The 15,194-nt window shown below is 68.3% G+C and carries 16 protein-coding genes; 1 reads left to right on the top strand and 15 read right to left on the bottom strand.

Going from position 1 to position 15,194, the window contains the following annotated elements; genetic code table 11:
* Positions 1 to 16: 16 nt before the first annotated feature.
* From R2910_12575 to R2910_12520, 12 genes are all read right to left on the bottom strand, one after another.
* Entirely contained in the window at positions 17 to 1,309 is a 1,293-nt protein-coding gene (locus tag R2910_12575; protein ID MEZ4413815.1) for a hypothetical protein, read from the bottom strand.
* The gene (locus R2910_12570) at positions 1,306 to 2,031 is read right to left on the bottom strand and encodes a TonB C-terminal domain-containing protein (GenBank protein MEZ4413814.1); all 726 of its coding nucleotides are present in this window, start codon (positions 2,029 to 2,031) and stop codon (positions 1,306 to 1,308) included. The genes R2910_12575 and R2910_12570 overlap by 4 nt, the downstream gene beginning before the upstream one ends.
* Positions 2,028 to 2,462 (bottom strand): ExbD/TolR family protein, encoded by a 435-nt coding sequence (locus R2910_12565; GenBank protein MEZ4413813.1) that lies wholly within the window; start codon positions 2,460 to 2,462, stop codon positions 2,028 to 2,030. The genes R2910_12570 and R2910_12565 overlap by 4 nt, the downstream gene beginning before the upstream one ends.
* A complete protein-coding gene (locus tag R2910_12560; protein ID MEZ4413812.1) occupies positions 2,463 to 3,176 on the bottom strand; it encodes a MotA/TolQ/ExbB proton channel family protein in 714 nt (237 codons plus the stop codon).
* Positions 3,176 to 4,123, bottom strand: coding sequence for an NAD-dependent epimerase/dehydratase family protein (locus tag R2910_12555; GenBank protein MEZ4413811.1), 948 nt, complete (start codon positions 4,121 to 4,123; stop codon positions 3,176 to 3,178). The genes R2910_12560 and R2910_12555 overlap by 1 nt, the downstream gene beginning before the upstream one ends.
* A gap of 96 nt (positions 4,124 to 4,219) precedes the next feature.
* Positions 4,220 to 5,458, bottom strand: coding sequence for a LysM peptidoglycan-binding domain-containing protein (locus R2910_12550; GenBank protein ID MEZ4413810.1), 1,239 nt, complete (start codon positions 5,456 to 5,458; stop codon positions 4,220 to 4,222).
* Between the two features lie 276 nt (positions 5,459 to 5,734).
* Positions 5,735 to 6,211 (bottom strand): single-stranded DNA-binding protein, encoded by a 477-nt coding sequence (locus R2910_12545; GenBank protein ID MEZ4413809.1) that lies wholly within the window; start codon positions 6,209 to 6,211, stop codon positions 5,735 to 5,737.
* 72 nt (positions 6,212 to 6,283) lie between these two features.
* Positions 6,284 to 6,772, bottom strand: coding sequence for a ribosomal protein S18-alanine N-acetyltransferase (rimI, locus tag R2910_12540; protein MEZ4413808.1), 489 nt, complete (start codon positions 6,770 to 6,772; stop codon positions 6,284 to 6,286).
* Positions 6,732 to 7,451 (bottom strand): tRNA (adenosine(37)-N6)-threonylcarbamoyltransferase complex dimerization subunit type 1 TsaB, encoded by a 720-nt coding sequence (gene tsaB, locus R2910_12535; protein MEZ4413807.1) that lies wholly within the window; start codon positions 7,449 to 7,451, stop codon positions 6,732 to 6,734. Before tsaB ends, rimI begins: the two co-directional genes overlap by 41 nt.
* Positions 7,451 to 7,858 carry a tRNA (adenosine(37)-N6)-threonylcarbamoyltransferase complex ATPase subunit type 1 TsaE gene (gene tsaE / locus R2910_12530; GenBank protein MEZ4413806.1) on the bottom strand — a complete coding sequence of 136 codons (408 nt, stop codon included), beginning with the start codon at positions 7,856 to 7,858 and terminating at the stop codon, positions 7,451 to 7,453. The genes tsaB and tsaE overlap by 1 nt, the downstream gene beginning before the upstream one ends.
* Positions 7,858 to 9,903 carry an excinuclease ABC subunit UvrB gene (gene uvrB, locus R2910_12525; protein ID MEZ4413805.1) on the bottom strand — a complete coding sequence of 682 codons (2,046 nt, stop codon included), beginning with the start codon at positions 9,901 to 9,903 and terminating at the stop codon, positions 7,858 to 7,860. Before uvrB ends, tsaE begins: the two co-directional genes overlap by 1 nt.
* Positions 9,904 to 9,949: 46 nt before the next feature.
* Positions 9,950 to 10,357 carry an EVE domain-containing protein gene (locus tag R2910_12520; protein MEZ4413804.1) on the bottom strand — a complete coding sequence of 136 codons (408 nt, stop codon included), beginning with the start codon at positions 10,355 to 10,357 and terminating at the stop codon, positions 9,950 to 9,952.
* A gap of 42 nt (positions 10,358 to 10,399) precedes the next feature.
* On the opposite strand from R2910_12520, the gene R2910_12515 reads away from it, so the two are divergent.
* Positions 10,400 to 11,242 (top strand): neutral zinc metallopeptidase, encoded by an 843-nt coding sequence (locus tag R2910_12515; GenBank protein ID MEZ4413803.1) that lies wholly within the window; start codon positions 10,400 to 10,402, stop codon positions 11,240 to 11,242.
* Positions 11,243 to 11,282: 40 nt separating this feature from the next.
* On the opposite strand, the gene R2910_12510 is transcribed toward R2910_12515, so the two are convergent.
* The 3 genes from R2910_12510 to R2910_12500 all read right to left on the bottom strand — a co-directional run.
* On the bottom strand, positions 11,283 to 13,463 hold the full coding sequence (locus R2910_12510; GenBank protein ID MEZ4413802.1) for a bifunctional (p)ppGpp synthetase/guanosine-3',5'-bis(diphosphate) 3'-pyrophosphohydrolase: 2,181 nt from the start codon (positions 13,461 to 13,463) through the stop codon (positions 11,283 to 11,285).
* On the bottom strand, positions 13,460 to 14,143 hold the full coding sequence (gene radC, locus R2910_12505; GenBank protein MEZ4413801.1) for a DNA repair protein RadC: 684 nt from the start codon (positions 14,141 to 14,143) through the stop codon (positions 13,460 to 13,462). Before radC ends, R2910_12510 begins: the two co-directional genes overlap by 4 nt.
* A 57-nt stretch (positions 14,144 to 14,200) precedes the next feature.
* On the bottom strand, positions 14,201 to 15,194 hold a 994-nt coding region (locus tag R2910_12500; protein ID MEZ4413800.1), incomplete at its 5' end, for an SEC-C metal-binding domain-containing protein.

The raw sequence follows: 15,194 nt of genomic DNA, 5'->3' as shown, positions 1-15,194 counted from the left end.
ATCGGGGGTGTTGAGGTTACGGTGCAGTACCGCCCAGTCGGCGGGACCAATGCGGGAGACGGACGTCGCCGGAGGTTGCGATCTGGCGAATGCGCCCCGTCTCCGTATCGATGATCCAGACCTGCTGCCGTCCGCTCCGGTCGGAGACGAACGCGAGGTGGCGGCCGTCGGGGGCCCAGGTCGGATCGGAGTTGCGACCACTCGAAGTCAGCTGCTTGAACCGTCGGCTGCCCACCTCGAGAATAAAGACTTGCGGCGCGCGGTCGATGTCCCGGTGAAACGCCACGGACGCGCCATCCGGCGACCATTCCGGCGCATTTGACGCGCCGGTCGCCCCATAATCATAAGGGGCCAGCAGCTCCTGGTCAGTCCCGTCCGACGACATCACGTAGATCTGCGGGGTGCCGGGGCGCGTCGAAACGAACGCGATCCGTCGACCATCCGGCGCGTACGTGGGCGAAAGGTTATCCGCGAAACGCCCCACGGTCAACCGTCGGAGACAGCACTGATCCACAATGTTGACCGCAAAAATGTCCGTGCCGCCCTCCTGGTCGGTCCGGGCGAAGGCCAGTGTCCGGCCGTCCGGCGAAAAGGCAGGCGTAAAGTTCAGTTGGGACTCGGTCCCGGCGACCCGCTGTGACCGGCCCGTGGCCAGGTTCAGCAGCATGATAGGACCCGACCCGTCGAGGAAGCGGGTGTACGCGATGGAGCGGCCGTCCGGCGACCAGGTCGGTGACAGAATCGTCTCGGAAGCGGGGGTCACCGCCGTCATGGCCGCGCCGTCACTGTCGATGCGATAGGCGCGCCGGTCGATCAGCAGGAGCAGGCGGGTGGCGGCGACCCCGGGGGTGCCCGTCACCCAGCGCACGACCTCGTCCGAAATCCGGTGGACCGCCATCCGGAAGTCGGGCGACGACTCCGCCGGAATGGTGAACGACTGCTCCTGCCGCACCGTCCCGCCACCGATATCGTGCAGCCGCACCGCCGCGCCGGCGGCGCTCGCCCGCACCTCGACGCCGTATTCCGCGCCAAGGGTCCGATACAGCTGATAGTTGATCGTGGACGCCACCGATGAGCCGCTCGGCGCCAGCGGCAGCACCTCGAACCGGTCGCTGAAGTCGAGGTCGCGCTGGATGATGGCGCGGACCGAGTCGAGACCCGGCCCCGGCAGCATGACGAGGCGGGGACGCGTGCCGGGCTGGTAGGTGATACCCACCCGCACCCCGCGGTCCAGCGGCGGGGTGGGGTCCTGGGCCGAGAGGGGCGACACAGCCGCCAGCAGCAGGCCTGTCAGAAGGAGCCGGTTCACGAGCCCGCCTGCGGGGTGAAGAAGAAACTCACCGGCAGCACGTCGGCTTCGTACCCATCAGGGAGCGGCCCGAACGCCTGCGCCTTCCCGGCGGCCTCCACGGCGCCCTGCGCGCTGAGGTCGAAACTGAAGTTGCCAGAGGGGGTCACGAATCGAATATCACGCACGCTGCCATCCCGCAGAATGAAGAAACTCACCTCGGCCCGCAGGCTCTGGTTCCCGCCGGGACGATCCCAGCGGCGATAGACCTGCGCCACGATGTTCCGCAAGTACTCCGGATAGGCGAACTGCAGGCCGGGGGTCTTGATGTTGACCGCGTCGTTGCCGGTACTCGGCGTCTCCCCGGGGGCCGGGACGGTCTTGGACTCGGACCGGGGCGCCGGCTCCCGCTTGGCGGGCGTGGTGGTGGTCTTCGGCGCCGTCGCCTTCGGTTTCGGGGGCGCCTTGGCGGACGGGATCGGGGAGACCTTGTTCGGTTTGGTCACCGGCGGGCCGGGGTCGGGCTGTTCCACCGGTCGGGTCACCGCCTCGGGGGCGGGGCGCTTGTTGGCCGTGGGGGCCGGGGCTGCCACCAGTTCCACCGCGTAGACCGGCGCCATCGCCGGCGGCGCCTTGACCCCGACGACCAGCAGGGCGAGTGCAAGCAGATGGACCAGTGCGCTCCCTGCCGCCCCCGCCGCCACCTCAGGCGCCCGCCGCCGCACTGCCACCGGACGGCTCACTTGGTCTGGTCCTCCTCCTCAGCCACCAACCCGACGTCCTTGATGCCGCTGTTCCGGATGACCGCGAGGACCCGCACCACGTCGCCGTAGGGCACCCGCTGGTCGGCGCGCAGGTAGACGCCAGACGGCTTCCGGCTCTCGACCAGCGCCTTGAAGGTCACGCGGAAGTCGTTGTAGGTGACCTTGGTCTGGTCGATGAAGATCCGGCCTTCCCGATCGACCGAGACGACCATCCCTTCCTTGGAGGGGAGCGGCCTCGCCTCGGCCTGCGGCAACTGCACATCGACGCCGCCCGTCATCAGCGGCGCGGCGATCATGAAGATGATCAGCAGCACGAACGCGACGTCCACCAGCGAGGTGACGTTGATGTCGGCGCTGAGGTGCATGTCGCCGTCGTCGCCACCACCGCCCAGCCCGCCGAGCCGGGCCACCTAGAGCAACCCCTCGCGCGCCATGGTGCCGATGAGCTCGTTGGCGAACCCCTCGAGTTCCCCGGCAAACACGCGGGTCCGATGGACGAAGAAGTTGTACGCCATCATGGCGGGAATGGCGGTGGCGAGGCCCGCCACCGTGGTAATGAGGGCCTCGGCAACGCCAGGCGCCACCGCCGCGATGTTGCCCGATCCCTTGGCGGCGATGCCGATGAAGGCGTCCATGATGCCGAGGACGGTGCCGAGCAGACCGAGGAGCGGGCTGACCGCGCCGATGGTGGCGAGCCAGGGAACGAGGTGGGCGGCCAGCTCGCGCTCGGCGGAGACTTCCTTGCCAAGCACCATCTTGAGCGCCTCGAGCTGCGTCATGCTGAGCGAGGCGCGGGAGGCCGGCGCCTCGTCGCGCAGGGCGCCGGGCCGGAGTTCGCTGTAGAAGTTCATCCCCTCGCGGAAGAGCCGATTGTACGGCGAGGGGGGCTGCTTCATCAGGATGGTGTACGCCTCCTGCAGGCGGGTGGTCCGCTCCAGCTCCGTGAAGAAGTGATCCGCCTGGCGGCGGATCCGGCGGAACTGCCACCATTTGAGGCCGATGATGAACCAGGAAACGATGGAGAAGAGGGCGGTGACAGCAAGGACGATCTTGGTCTCGCCGCCGGCCTGTTGCAGAAGCTCAAACGACGAGCGCGGAACCGCGCCACCGACCTGCAGGAGCATTACCCCTCCGTTTGGAACCATTCCATGAGCAGCGCGAGATTGTCGTCGAACGGCATTTCGGGCCGCCAGCCGAGTGCGTCGGCGGCTTTCTTCGGGTCCAGTGCACTGCGGAGGATTTCGCCCGGACGCGCCGGCTCCATCTTCAGCACCGGGGTCTGCCCGGTCACCTTCCCCGCAATGTCGGCCAGCTCGAGCACGGAGCGCTCGATCCCGGTCGCGATGTTGAACGCCCGGGTGTCATGATCGTCACCCGACGCGAGCGGCGCTGTGCTCGCCAGCACATTCGCGCGGGCGACATCCAAGACAGAAACATAATCACGCGTCTGCTTTCCGTCTCCGAAAATGGCCAGCGGCTGGCCGGCCAGGAGTCGGGACACGAAAATGGAGACCACGCCGGCCTCGGACTTGGGATCCTGGCGGGGTCCGCAGACGTTGGCATACCGCAAGGCGACCCCCTCGAACCCGTGCAACCCGCCGAGGGCACGCAGGTAGTGCTCCCCCGCGAGTTTGCTCACCCCGTACGGGGATACGGGCCGTTTCGGGGCGGATTCCGGGGTGGGAATGACATCGGGATCGCCGTACACCACGCCCCCGCTGCTGGCGAAGACCACGCGCTGGACCCCGCCCTGCCCGGCCCCATCGAGCATGTTGACGAAGCCGGCGATGTTGATGTCGGCGTCGGCCGCCGGCTGCTCGACCGAGAAGCGGACGTCAATCTGCGCCGCATGATGGTTGAGGACGTCGAAGCCGCCGGTCGCGACCGTGGTGCGCGCCAGGTCGGAGCGGATATCGGCGACGACGAGGGGGACGCCATCCGGCACCTGGGACGCCTTCCCGCGGGAAAGGTCGTCCAGCGCGGTGACTTCCCATCCGGCGGCGAGATACGCCTCCACGATGTGGGAGCCGATAAAGCCGGCACCGCCGGTCACAAGGGCACGTCGAGCCATGTCCAGCCTCAGGGGTGAGGGTAAAACGAAGCACGCGGGGCCGACCCGTGAAGGGCGGGTGGCCCCGCGTGCTCGGGGTACGAAAGTGGGGCGAACTCAGTTCGGCAGTTTGGCGACCTGCTTGGCCGTGGTCCCCGGCTTGATGTCGGCCGAGATGACGCGAACGACCAGCGCGGATGAGGTGTGCTCACCCACGCGCACAATCTGGAGCCGGGCCATCGGCTCGGCGACCGTGTACGCGGCATCCCAGCGCGCCTCGGGCGTCCGCCAGAGCTCGAACACATCGCCCGGCGCCACACCCTCCTCGCGACCCTTGTCGAGGAAGAGGATCGTCTGCTGCTCGGTCAGGACGTTGCTTGACCGGGCCTGAATGACCTTGGCCTCGATGCCGTCGGCGACCGGCACTGCGCGCCCCGACCCGCCCGGGCTGAAGCGCTCCAGCGGCAGCGCGACCTGTCCGATGCGAATGCGGCCGTACTGTTTGAGGATGATCGCAGTCGCCTGCTCCGGAGTCACCTCGACGACGCGCACGAGCCCGGTGGGCCAGATCACATCGCCATACCCGGCGTAGCTGGTAATCCGCTTGGCCACCGCCAACGAGTCGCCCACCTGGTAGGTGGCGCCCTTCGGGGGGACGATGCCGATTCGCGAGAACTGGTTGGCCGTGGACGGCGGCTGCAGATTGGCCACCATCGGCGGCTCCACATCGCCCAGCACCTCACCGTAGCTCAGCTTCTGGTCTTCGGTGAGGAAGCCGGCGCTGTAGAACTCACCGGGACGCAGGGGACGGTAGGCCTTCTCGGTGTACGACACCAACTGGTCGCCGGTGGCGCCCTGGGCGTTGCTCGTCCCGAAGAGCTTCGTGGGGTCGCCGGGGATCGGGCCCGCGGCACGCGCGCCACCGCCGCCGGGAGCCGGCGCAGGCGCCTCGGCGTACACCTCGGGCTCGACGGCAGGGCGGGGCTCACCGGCGGGAGCCGGTGCGACCTCCACCAGTCCGGGCGCCGCCGCCACCGGCGCCGCTGCGGCCGGTTGGGTCGGTTCGGCCGGAATGACACTCGGGGCCGTACCCGCCAGCTGGAGCACTTCGCCAGGATAGATCCAGTGTGGATCCTCGATGACGGCAGTGTTCATCTTGTAGATCTGGGGCCAGGTAAGCGGATCGCCGAAATACGTCTTGGCGAGATCCCAGAGGGTGTCGCCCTTCTTGACCGTGTGGGTCTCGGGGACGGTGGTGTTCTGGGCCAGGGCGATTGCCGGGACGCCGGCCAGGAGGCTGGCGACCAGGAAAGCCCTCACGGAGAACTGCCCCGTCGACGCATTGCGCATAGCCATGGGTGTCCTTGTGGTGTAGAGGCGCTTCGGTTTCCGGAAACGGTTGCGGTGATTTGCAACGCAGTACCGGGCAGTCGGCCAGCCCGCTCGCCCACAATGTAACACGTTGCGGGACAAAAGCTAAGAGGTCCAGACCTGCTCCACTTCCTCAGCGACGGAAGCGACTGGCCCGACCAAAAAGCAAGAGCTGTGCCCTCCTCCCCCAAAAGACGGGAGGCCGACGGCAGGGGGACCTCCCCCTGCCCTCGGCCTCGATCCACCAGGGCACCAGCCGGGCTAGAACGGCAGGTCGTCGTCCTCGCCGTCGAGGGCCTCGGGAAAGTCGTCGAAGGACTCGTCCTTCTTCGGGGCGGAGGCGGCGGCCCCCACCTTCGACGAGCTGTAGGAGTCGTCCGAGGCCCCCCCGCTCCGCCCGCCGAGCAGGATCAGCTCGCGGCCGTTGATTTCGGTGGTGTACTTCGTCTGCCCCTCGCGGTCCTGCCAGGTGCGGTATTCGATGGCCCCCTCGATGTAGACCTTGTCGCCCTTCTTGCAATACTTCTCGGCGATGTCGGCCAGCTTGCTGAAATTGGTGTTCCAGAGGATGACCCGGTGCCACTCCGTCTTTTCCTGCTTGTCGCCGCTCTTGCCGGTCCACTGGCGGCTGGTGGCAACCGAGAGGGTGGCCACGCGGGAGCCGTTGTTGGTGCTGCGCACCTCCGGATCTGCCCCGAGATTCCCGATCAGTTGGACCTTGTTCAGACTCCGACTCACAATGACCTCCCACGCATCAACAGGGTTCGGGACTGCGGACAGCCGTACGGTACTGCCCCTGACAGTCCAAATCTACACCAATGTCTCGCCGTCACCATCATTCGACCGCACCGGGGCCATGACCAGCCGGAGCACCAGCGCGTCCTCGTCGGGCCGCCGATAATAACCCCGCCGGCGGCCCTCGGTCCGGAACCCGCGTCCGGCGTACAGTGATTGCGCCACGGCATTGGACGCCCTCACCTCCAGAAAGACCTCGGTCCCCCCACGCGCCTTGACCGCCGCGAGCCCCGCATCGAGCAGCCGGGCTCCGAGTCCCTGCCCCCGCTGCTCCGGCACGATGGCGAGGTTCAGCACTTCGGCCGTCCCAAGAATTTCGCGGGCGAGGAAATACCCGACTGGCTCGTCGGCCTCGGTCATGACGAGCGCGACTGTCCCCGGCAGCCCGAACACCTCCCGGAACCCCTCCAACGGCCAGGGATCCGAGAAGCACCGACGCTCGATGGCGGCCATGGCCGCCGCGTCAGCGAAGGTGGCCGGGCGTATCGGGAAGTGACTGTCCATGGTCCCGCTCCCACTTGGCCTGCGCCTCCGCCGGGCGACCGTACCTGGGCTCCCAGCCCGCCGGATCGGCGATCCGCTTCACGCCATCCTGGCGCGCCGCGAGGGCGAGCAGCGCACCAGCGGTGGCCACCCCGCGAACGGCGCGGGGATGATACCCCGAACTCCATTCGCCCAGGCGCTCGGCCAGCCCCGCCGGAAGGACCCCGCACACGACATCGGGGACGGGGCAGTCGGCGAGCAACCGTTCCGGGAGCCAGACCGTCGGCTCCTGCAGAACCTCGAGTCGTCCCTCCGGAAACCGGTACTCCGCCGCATACACCTCGCCCCGGAGCGCGTTCGCCACGGCGAGCACACGCTCCGCGGGAGAGGCGCCGGCCGACCAGGCGACGCCAGCCAGCGCCGGCGTGGTGTGGAACGCCAGCCCGTGGGTGCGCACCAGGGCCTTGGCAACCGACGCTCCCACCCGCAGACCAGTGAAACTCCCTGGACCGTCGCCGAGGACGACATCGGTGAGCGCGGCCAGATCGGTGCCGGCCTGGGCCAGCGCCTCCTCGATCAGCCGGGGCAGCGCGCCGGCGTGTTTGCGCGCCCCCTCCAGGCTGACCTCGGCGCGCACCTCCCCGGGCCGGCCCACCGCAACCGACGCGCGGTCGGAGGAGGTTTCGAGCGCGAGCCACATCAGAACGACTCCAGCCCGCGACGACCCGGATCGTCGAGATGCGTGAGTCGGAAGCGCATGGTGGGCTCCGGCACCCAGGCGCCCGCCTTCTCCGGCCATTCGATCAACACGGCGTCGCCTTCGTCGAGCAGGGCCTCCCAATCGAGGTCGGCGGCCTCGTCGGGATCCCGCAGCCGGTAGCAATCGAGGTGGAAGACCGGGCCCCGCCCCCCGCGGTACCGATGAACCAGCGAATAGGTCGGACTCGTGGCCGGCGCCTCGACCCCGAGGCCCCGCGCGATGGCGCGGATGAAGGTGGTCTTGCCCGCGCCGAGGTCGCCCTCGAAGAGCAGGATGGCGCCGGGCGGGAGCGTACGCCCGAGTTCCTCGCCTTCGGCCACCAGTTGCGCCTCGGTCAGTTCGCGCATCAGGCGAACCGGCGTCGCCGGCCACCTTCGCGCCGGACATTGGGGGCACCGAGGGCCTTGAGGTCGTTCACCTGGTCGCGCAGGAGCGCCGCGAGCTCGAACTCGAGATCGGCCGCCGCCTCCTTCATCTGCTGCTCGAGCGCCGCGATGGCCTTGGCGCGCGCCGCCGGGTCGTGCAGGTCTTCGCGCACCAGGGACCCCGCCTCAATCGGTTCGACCTTGTCGGTGCGGGCATCGGCCACATAGGTGGAGAGCCGGACCTGCTCCAGCGACTTCACGATGGAGCGCGGGGTGATGCCATGCTCCTCGTTGTAGGCGACCTGAATGGCGCGGCGTCGGTCCATCTCGCGAAGCGCCCGTTCCATCGAGCCGGTGATCCGGTCGGCATAGAGGATCCCGAGTCCGCCAAGGTGGCGCGCCGCCCGGCCGACGGTCTGGATCAGCGACCGGTCGGAGCGGAGGAACCCCTCCTGGTCGGCGTCGAGGATGGCCACCAGCGACACCTCCGGCAAGTCGAGCCCCTCGCGCAGCAGGTTGATGCCGACGAGGACGTCGAAGTCGCCCAGCCGCAACCCGCGCAGGATTTCGATGCGTTCGATGGCATCGATATCGGAGTGCAGGTAGCGCACCGCGACTCCGTGCTGCTGGAAGTAATCCGTCAGGTCCTCGGACATCCGTTTGGTGAGCGTGGTGACGAGCACCCGTTCCTTGCGGCGCGTCCGTTCGCGAATCTCGTGGAGGAGATCGTCGACCTGGCCCTTCACCGGCCGGATCTCGACCACCGGATCGATGAGACCGGTCGGCCGGATGATCTGCTCGACCACGGCGCCGTCCGACAGCTTGAGTTCGAGATCGCCCGGGGTGGCCGAGACGTTGATCATCTGCGGCGCGAGGGAGAGGAACTCGTCGAACCGGAGGGGCCGGTTGTCGAGCGCCGAGGGGAGGCGGAAGCCATACTCGACGAGGGTCTCCTTGCGGGCGCGGTCGCCGTTGGACATCCCGCCGATCTGCGGCAAGGTCACGTGCGACTCGTCGACCACCACCAGGAACTCGGGCGGGAAGTAGTCGAAGAGACAGGCGGGGCGTTCCCCCTCGGCGCGGCCGCTGAGGTGGCGCGAGTAGTTCTCGATCCCGGAACAGATGCCGACCTCGAGGAGCATGTCGATGTCGAAGTGGGTGCGCGTCTCGAGCCGCTGCGCCTCGAGGAGCTTGCCCGCCTCGCGCAGCACCTTGAGCCGGTCGGCGAGCTCCTCGCGGATGATGCGCACCGCGCGCTCGATCTTGGCCCGCTGTGTCACGAAGTGCTTGGCGGGATAGATGGCGCACCGGGGCATGGCCTGCAGCGCTTCGCCGGTGAGCGGGTTGATCTTGGTGATCCGCTCCACCGTGTCGCCCCAGAGCTCGATGCGGACGGCGCGCTCCTCGTAGGCGGGAAAGATCTCGACCGTGTCGCCGCGGACCCGGAAGGTGCCGGGCTCGAAGCTGACGTCGTTCCGGCTGTACTGGATGGCGACGAGATCTTCGAGGATCGAGTCGCGTCCGCGCTCGCTCCCCTGTTCCACCGTGACCATCTGCGCGCGATACTCGACCGGGTCGCCAAGGCCGTAGATGGCGCTGACCGTGGCCACGATGACCACATCTTCCCGCTCGATCAGGCTGGAGGTGGCCCGAAGCCGGAGCCGTTCGATGTCCTGGTTGATCGAGGCGTCCTTCTCGATGTAGACGTCGGAGCTCGGGACGTAGGCCTCGGGCTGGTAGTAGTCGTAGTACGAGACGAAGTACTCGACGGCGTTGGTGGGGAGGAACTGGCGGAGCTCGCCGTACAGCTGCGCGGCGAGCGTCTTGTTGTGCGAGAGGACCAGGGTGGGGCGTCCGTAGGCGGCGATGACGTTGGCGAGCGTCATCGTCTTGCCGGATCCCGTGACGCCGAGGAGCGTCTGGTAGCGGTCTCCGCGGCGCAGTCCGGCCGTCAGCTCTTCGATCGCGCGGGGCTGATCACCCGCGGGCGTGAAGGGCGCTTCGACTTTGAAGAGCGTGGTGGCCATCTCCCAAATCTAGCACTTTCGGGAAATGTTCGGTAGGGGTATCGCCCTATTTCCGGGCGGCCCCGCCCAGGTGCTGCACCACTTCCCATTCGTCCTCGGTGACCGGCATGACCGAGAGGCGGGTATTGCGAATCAACGGGAGGCCGGCGAGCCCGGGGTCGGCCTTGATCTGTGCCAGCGTGACCGGCTTCCCCAACCGCGCCTCGAACCGGACATCGACGACCGTTACCTTGCCGTCGGTGCGCGGCGCGGACACGACGCTCCCCCGCCCCACCACCGCCTTTTCCTTGCCGGAGTGGTAGAAGAGCAGACCGTCGCCGGGATGCATGCCGCGGAGGTTGATCAGGGCGAGGGCGTTCTTGATGCCGTCCCAGGTGGTGTGCCGGTCCCGTTCGAGGTCGTCGAGCGAGTAGGTGGACGGTTCGGTCTTGAGCAGCCAATATTGAGTCATCATCCGGATCCCGGGGCCCCGCCCCGCTCAGCGCGTGGAGGCCCCATGAAGTGGCAGCGTGGTTACCAGAGTTCCAATGTCGAGGACCGTCGCGGCGCGCGGGGCGGTCGCCTCCCGGGCGGCCGGCTCGGCCTGGGCGGCATCGTCATCCTGCTCATCCTGAGCATTGTCTTCAAGCGGGACTTCCTCTCGCTGGCGGGCGGACTCGCGGATGATCCGACCGCGGTCACGGCGGGCTCGGACCCCGTCTCGTCGCCGGCGGAGGACTCGACCAAGCAGTTCATCTCGTTCGTCCTCGACGACGCCCAGCAGACCTGGGCGACGATCTTCGCCGGCAGTGACGCCCAGTACACCGACGCCCGCCTCGTCCTCTTTCGTGACGGCGTGCAGTCCGCCTGCGGCTACGCCCAGTCGGCCACCGGCCCCTTCTACTGCCCGGGCGACTCGCAAGTCTACATCGACCTCGGGTTCTACGACGAGTTGCGGGACCGCTTCGGCGCGCCCGGCGATTTTGCCCAGGCGTACGTGCTCGCCCACGAGATCGGGCATCATGTCCAGCGCCTGATCGGGACGGAGGCCGAGATCAGGAAGGCGCAGCAACGGGACCCGTCACGCGCCAACGAATACTCGGTGGCGCTGGAGCTGCAGGCGGACTGCTACGCCGGCATCTGGGCCAGCTCCGCCCAGGAGCGGGGGCTGCTGGAAGGCGGGGATATCGAGGAGGGCCTCGCCGCCGCCGCGGCGGTGGGCGACGACCGCATTCAGCGAATGGGGGGTGGATACGTGAACCCCGATGCGTTCACCCATGGGTCGGCCGCGCAGCGCATGGCGTGGTTCAAGCGGGGGTTCGAGTCAGGCAACCCGACGAGGTGCGCGATCGACAGGTAGACCGGGAGGCCGGGCGGGAGGGGGGCAGCGCCGCGCGCCCCTACTGCCCCGACTGCCCCGCCCCGGTCCCCGGCGCCTCCCGGCGCTCCACCTCGTGCACCCCCTTCACCCGGCGCACCGCCTTCAGCACCTTGCCCAGATGGCCGATGTTGTCGACCTCGACGAACACGGTGCCGAAGACCGTGCCGTCCTTGGTATGAATGTCCGCGGAGCGGATGTTGGTGCCGGTGGAGCTGATGGCCGACATGATGTCCGCGTAGAGTCCGCGTCGGTCCTCGCCTGAGAGCGCCAGCCGTACCGAGAACGCCTCCCCCTCCACCTCCTGCCAGTCGATCTCGACCCGGCGCCCCTCGGCGCTGAGCGTCAGGAGGTTTGGACAGTCCGCGCGGTGAATCGAGATGCCCCGGCCCTGGGTCACGTACCCGGTGACCGAATCGCCGGGCACCGGCTGGCAGCACTGGGCGTAGCGCACCATCAGGCCATCGACCCCGTGGATCTTGATCCCGCGCCCGAGACGGATCCGGTCCACCAGGCGGCCGAAGACGGTCGGCTTCGGGTCCTGCAATTCGTCCGGCGGCCGGTCAGGGTAGAGCACCCGGAACACCTGCCCGATCGCCACGTCGCCCCGGCCGATCGCGACTTCGAGCGCCGTCCCGCTGTGGAGCCCGAGCGCCTCGCCCCCACGCTCCAGCTGATCCGGGGTGGGTGGATCGAGGCGGCGGCGCCGCGTTTCCCGGGCGAGGATTTCCCGTCCGAGCTGCAGGCTGACCGACTCCTCCTCCTCCCGAATCCATTGCTTGATCTTGTGCCGCGCCCGTGCCGTGTGCACATGGTTCAGCCAGTCGCGGCTCGGCCGGGCGTGCTGGCTGGTCAGGATTTCGACGGTATCGCCGTTCTTCAACTCGCGGTGCAGCGGAGCGATCCGCCCGTTGATCTTGGCGCCCTGGCACCGCAGCCCGACCTCGGTGTGGACGTGGAAGGCGAAGTCGATCGGCGTCGCGCCCTTGGGCAGCCGCTTCACGTCCCCCTGCGGGGTGAACATGAAGATCTCGTCCTGGTACAGGTCCACCTTGAGGAACTCGAGGAATTCCTCCGGCGTGTGCGTGTCCTGCTGCAGCTCGAGCAGCTGCCGGAACCAGCCGAGCGCCTGGTCGAGTTCGTCGTCGCCCTTGCCCTCGTTCTTGTACACCCAGTGCGCCGCGATGCCGTATTCGGCGGTGCGGTGCATCTCCTTGGTGCGGATCTGCACCTCGAAGAGCTCGCCCCCGGGCCCGAAGATCGTGGTGTGGAGAGACTGGTAGGCGTTCGACTTCGGGCTGGCGATGTAGTCCTTGATCCGCTCCTGCAGCGGCGTCCAGTTGTGGTGGATGATGCCGAGGACGTGGTAGCACTCCGGCACGGTCGCCACGATGACACGGACGGCCATCAGGTCGTAGATCTCGTCGAAGGGCTTGCCGCGTCGCTTGATCTTCTGCTCGATGGACCAGAGATGCTTGGGGCGGCCGGTCACTTCGGCGTCGATCCCGGCCCGCTTCAGCTCGTCCTCCAGCGGACGGCGGAGCCGGTCGATCATCTGCTCCCGTGCCTCGCGCTCCGACGCGATCTGCTCCGAGAGCACCTTGTAATCCTCCGGCTCCAGCCAGCGGAAGGCGAGGTCTTCCAGTTCCGCCTTCATCCCGGCCATGCCGAAGCGGTGCGCCAGGGGGGCGTAGATCTCCCGCGTTTCGGTGGCGATGCGCATCCGCTTCTGGGGCTCGAGATGCTCCAGCGTCCGCATGTTGTGCAGGCGGTCGGCCAGCTTGATGATGATGACCCGCGCGTCCTTGGCAATCGACAGCAGCAGCTTGCGGTAGTTCTCCACCTGCTCTTCGGCGGTGGAGCGGAAGGTCAGGTGGGAGATCTTGGTGAGGCCGTCGACGATGACCCCGACCTCGGGGCCGAAGTCGCGCGCGATGTCCTCGACGCCGACGTCGGAATCCTCCACGACATCGTGCAGCAGCGCCGCCGCGATGGAGGTGGAGTCGGGGAGCTGGTCCGCCAGGATCATCGCCACCGCGATGCTGTGGGAAATGAACTCCTCGCCGGACGCCCGCTTCTGGCCGTGATGCGCGGACGTGCTGAAGCGCAGCGCCCGCTCGATCAGGTCCAGATCGAGGCGATCGGCGTGCTTGGCGAGCACGGCGCGAAGTTCAGGGGCCAGGTCGAGCGTCGGAGCGGTCACAGGAGTCCTGCGGTGGCGAAACTGACGAAACGGTCGCCGGCGATCACGACGTGATCGTACACCGGCAGGTCCAGGAGGCGTCCGGCCGCCACCAGCTGCCGGGTTACCGCCTGATCTTCGGCCGAGGGGGTCGGGTCTCCGCTCGGATGGTTGTGGACGACGATGATGCCCGCCGCCGCCTCTGCGATCGCCGGCCGGAACACCTCCCGGGGATGCACCAGGGAGCTGTTCAGGAGTCCCCGCGTCACCAGCACCTCGCGCAGCACCCGGCTCTGGCTGTCGAGCGCGAGCAGCCGGAACTCCTCCACCTCCAGGTCCCGGAGCCGCGGCCCGAGGAGCCGGGCGACATCCGCCGGCTCCCCGATTCTCGGGCGCGTCGGGCGGGTTTCCGCCGCCATCCGGGCCGCCAGTTCGAAGGCGGCCAGCAGCCGCGCCCCCTTGGCGGTCCCGACGCCTGGCACTTGCAACAGCTCGGCGGGGGGCCGCGCCGCCAGGCGGCGCAACGACCCTCCCCCCGCCTCCAGCAGGCGGGCGGCGACCTCACCCACGCGGGTGGTGGTGCTTCCCGTCCCTAGGAGGATGGCGAGAAGTTCGCCCGGCGTCAACGCGGCGGGCCCCAGGGCCCAGAGGCGCTCGCGGGGTCGGTCAGGGACGGCGGAGGGGGAAACGGAAGCAGGCACGCCCAAACGTAAGGCGTGCCCGCTCATGCTACGGTGCCAAAATCACGCGTGCCCCGCTCAGCGCGCCCCGTGGCATTTCTTGTATTTCTTCCCCGAACCGCAGGGGCAGGGATCATTCCGGCCAACCTCGGCCATCCCCCCTACAGGCGGAGCCCGCAGCGGCCCGGCGCTGCTGCTGACCGCAGGCGCGGGCGGCGGCGCCCCGGGAGTGCGTCCGGCCGTCGGCGCAAAGAGCTCCGCGTCGCCGCGCGAGGTGACCGGCGGCGGCGGGGGTGGCGGTCGCCGGGGGGGCTCGGCGGTGACCTGAATCTTCAGGAACCGCTCCGTAAACGTGGACTGGATGTCGCGCATGAGGTCTTCGAACATATCGAACGCCTCGCGCTTGTATTCGATCAGCGGGTCCTTCTGGCCGTAGGCCCGGTACTGGATGGCGTTCCGGAGCTGGTCGAGGTCGTAGAGGTGATCCTTCCACTTCTCGTCCAGGACCGCCTGCATCACCTGCGAGAGGATTTGCCCGTCCACATCCGGAATGTTGAGCTTTCGGCCGAATTCCCTGAGGTACTCGATCTTCCGGTGGAACGCCGCCTCGCCCTCTGCCTGGGTGGCCGCGACGATCGCATCGAGGTCATGGGTATCCGACGCTGACAGCACCTTTTCCGGCGAGACCAGGTACTGCAGCGTCAGCGCCGAGCGAAGCCCCGCCCGATCGTACTCCTCGGGGCGACTGGCATCGCTGAGGTACTCGTGCACGCTCCGACCCAGGGCCGCCTCGATCATCCGGCGGCTCTCCGCCTTGAGCTCCTCCCCCTTCTCGAGCGCGAAGAGCCGCAGGGAGTAGATGACCTCCCGCTGCTGGTTCATCACGTCGTCGTACTCGAGGAGCCGCTTTCGGGTCTGGAAGTTCTGGAGCTCGACCCGCTTCTGGGCCTGTTCGATGGCACGGGTGATCAGCGCCCCCGTGATCACCTCGCCCTCCTCCGCACCGCTGCGGTCCATCCATGCCGCAATCCGGTCGGACCCGAACATCCGCATCAGGTCGTCTTCGAGCGAA

It is taken from the genome of Gemmatimonadales bacterium (genome assembly GCA_041390145.1).
Lineage (GTDB): Bacteria > Gemmatimonadota > Gemmatimonadetes > Gemmatimonadales > GWC2-71-9 > SPDF01.
The sequence above is the reverse complement of the archived record's forward strand: the minus strand, read 5'-3'. Positions and strand labels throughout refer to the sequence as shown.

What these genes read in the sequence shown, in the direction of transcription:
- R2910_12550 (MEZ4413810.1), bottom strand. Translation starts at nt 5,458, where the DNA reads ATGGCTATGCGCAATGCGTCGACGGGGCAGTTCTCCGTGAGGGCTTTC.
- R2910_12515 (MEZ4413803.1), top strand. Translation starts at nt 10,400, where the DNA reads ATGAAGTGGCAGCGTGGTTACCAGAGTTCCAATGTCGAGGACCGTCGC.
- tsaE (MEZ4413806.1), bottom strand. Translation starts at nt 7,858, where the DNA reads ATGCGCGAACTGACCGAGGCGCAACTGGTGGCCGAAGGCGAGGAACTC.
- rimI (MEZ4413808.1), bottom strand. Translation starts at nt 6,772, where the DNA reads ATGGACAGTCACTTCCCGATACGCCCGGCCACCTTCGCTGACGCGGCG.
- R2910_12555 (MEZ4413811.1), bottom strand. Translation starts at nt 4,123, where the DNA reads ATGGCTCGACGTGCCCTTGTGACCGGCGGTGCCGGCTTTATCGGCTCC.
- R2910_12560 (MEZ4413812.1), bottom strand. Translation starts at nt 3,176, where the DNA reads ATGCTCCTGCAGGTCGGTGGCGCGGTTCCGCGCTCGTCGTTTGAGCTT.
- tsaB (MEZ4413807.1), bottom strand. Translation starts at nt 7,451, where the DNA reads ATGTGGCTCGCGCTCGAAACCTCCTCCGACCGCGCGTCGGTTGCGGTG.
- uvrB (MEZ4413805.1), bottom strand. Translation starts at nt 9,903, where the DNA reads ATGGCCACCACGCTCTTCAAAGTCGAAGCGCCCTTCACGCCCGCGGGT.
- R2910_12520 (MEZ4413804.1), bottom strand. Translation starts at nt 10,357, where the DNA reads ATGATGACTCAATATTGGCTGCTCAAGACCGAACCGTCCACCTACTCG.